The sequence below is a fragment of the Microbacterium sp. zg.Y909 genome, assembly GCF_024626565.1.
Genome location: NZ_JANJFJ010000582.1, coordinates 1 through 1,920 on the forward strand (window position 1 = coordinate 1; position 1,920 = coordinate 1,920).

The 1,920-nt window shown below is 68.4% G+C and carries 2 protein-coding genes; both read right to left on the reverse strand.

The genetic code is table 11. The annotated features are described in order from the left end of the window. Positions 1-947: enoyl-CoA hydratase-related protein (locus tag NQ160_RS23085; RefSeq protein ID WP_257517350.1), on the reverse strand; the 947-nt coding region annotated here is incomplete at its 3' end. A 7-nt stretch (positions 948-954) separates the two neighbouring features. After that, a partial coding sequence (locus NQ160_RS23090) for a thiolase family protein (RefSeq protein WP_257517351.1) occupies positions 955-1,920 on the reverse strand: 966 nt, incomplete at its 5' end.

Sequence of the window (1,920 nt, forward strand, 5' to 3'; positions counted from 1 at the left end):
GCGAACTGGTCGCCGGTGATGAGCTCGGCCAGCGCCTCGTCCTCGCGGGCGAAGCCGTCGGCCTTCGTGCCGCTCTTCGCCTTGTCCAGCAGGTCCAGCGCCACGTACGGCGACTTCGGAACGGTGCCGATCTTCGACTCGAGCATGCCGCGGGCCATCTTGATGGCGACGGGCCACTTGGTGAGACGCTCGATCTTGCCGGGCTCGTGCTTGCGGCTGACCTTCACCGCGCCGCTGAGCACGCCGTCGGCCCACATCAGCGAATCCTCGAGGTAGTTCGAGGCGGGGAAGATCGCGTCCATGATCCCGTAGTCGAACGCCTGCTGCGGCTTGAGCATGCGGTTCTGCTTCAGCGGGTTCGAGATGACGACCTCGAGCGCGTTCTCGATGCCGATCAGGTTCGGCAGCAGGTAGGCGCCGCCCCAGCCGGGGATGATACCGAGAAACACCTCGGGAAGCGCGATGGCCGCCGCGGATGCATCGACGGTGCGGTAGGTGGAGTTGAGCGCGATCTCGAGTCCGCCGCCGAGCGCGAGCCCGTTGACGAACGCGAACGACGGCACGCCCAGTTCCGACAGGGACCCGAGCACCTTGTGACCGAACTGGGCCACGAGACGCGCGTTGTCCTGGGAACCCAGCTTCGAGATGTCGGACAGGTCGGCACCGGCAGCCAGGATGTACTGCTTGCCGGTGATGCCGACCGCCTGGATCTCGCCGGCGGCCGCGCGGGCCTTGAGGCCCGCGAGGGTCTCGCCGAGCTCGGCAAGGGTCGCCGGGCCCAGCGTGTTGGGCCGGGTGTGGTCGCGCCCGTTGTCGAGCGTGATGAGGGCCAGCACCTTGCCGCTGGGCAGCGTGATGTCACGCACGGGGGAGTGGGTGACCACTTCTCCGTCGGTGGCGTCGGCGGAGAGGATCGGGGAGAAGTCGATGGAGTCGTAGTCGGTCATCGCAGCGTTACTTCCTCTTCTTGCCGTCGAAGTGCGGGTTCTCCCAGATGACCGAGCCGCCCTGGCCGAGGCCCACGCACATGGCCGTCAGGCCGTACCGGACGTCGGGACGCTCCGCGAACTGGGCGGCGAGCTGGATCATCAGGCGCACACCGGAGGCCGCGAGCGGGTGACCCACGGCGATGGCGCCGCCCCAGGGGTTCACGCGCGGGTCGTCGTCGGCGATGCCGAAGTGGTCCAGCAGCGAGATGACCTGGATCGCGAATGCCTCGTTGAGCTCGAACAGGCCGATGTCCGAGATCGTGAGGCCCGCCTTGCGCAGCGCCTTCTCAGTCGAGGGAATCGGGCCGATGCCCATGATCTCCGGCTGCACGCCCGCGAAGGCGTAGGAGACCAGACGCATCTTGGGTGCGAGGCCCAGTTCCTTCACGGCTCCGCCACCGGCCAGCAGCGACATCGTCGCGCCGTCGGTCAGCGGCGACGACGTGCCGGCGGTGACGCGACCGTGCGGGCGGAAGGGCGTCTTCAGGCTCGCGAGGTCTTCCATCGTGGTCTGCGGGCGGCGGCCCTCGTCGGCGGTGGCCAACCCCCAAGCACCCTCGGCATCCTTGATCGCCACCGGCACGAGATCGGGCTGGATCTTGCCGGCGTCGTAGGCGGCCTGCAGCTTCTGCTGGCTGAGCATGCCGTACCGGTCGGAGCGCTCCTTGGTCAGGTGCGGGAAGCGGTCGAAGATGCGCTCGGCCGTGACACCCATGTTGAGGGCACCGGGGTCGACCATCTTCTCCGCGACGAAGCGCGGGTTCGGGTCGGCGTTCGTGCCGATGGGGTGGTGCCCCATGTGCTCGACGCCGCCGGCGAGGGCGATGTCGTACATGCCGACGCCGATGGAGCCTGCCATCGTGGTGACGCTCGTCATCGCGCCGGCGCACATGCGGTCGATGGCGAAACCGGGAACCGTCTGAGGGAGTCC